Origin of the sequence: Halostagnicola sp. A56 (genome assembly GCF_000691505.1) — an archaeon.
Lineage (GTDB): Archaea > Halobacteriota > Halobacteria > Halobacteriales > Natrialbaceae > Halostagnicola.
The window spans coordinates 1-232 of record NZ_JMIP02000006.1 but is presented as its reverse complement, the minus strand read 5'-3'; the positions used below and the strand labels follow the sequence as shown (position 1 = coordinate 232).

1 pseudogene is annotated in these 232 nt (G+C 63.8%); it reads left to right on the top strand.

Going from position 1 to position 232, the window contains the following annotated elements:
• Positions 1–80 (top strand): annotated as a pseudogene (locus EL22_RS19215) (SAM-dependent methyltransferase); the annotation flags it as partial.
• Positions 81–232 lie beyond the last annotated feature (152 nt).

Below are 232 nucleotides of genomic sequence, written 5' to 3'. Positions count from 1 at the left end.
CCCTTCGGACGGCCGGCTTCGACGTCGAACACACGGCCGTCCGCCCGGAGACGTTCCTCCTGATCGCGAGACTCGAGTAACGAACGCGTCGGAACCGACGAAATCAGGGCGCGGTCCGCTGAGAACAAAAAGTTAACCTCCGCTCCCTGCTAATGCCCGTTCGTTCGTGGTTGTAATACAGGGGACGGTCGAGCGGCGGGCCACCGGGAAGCGAGGACACGCAGTGGCCAGC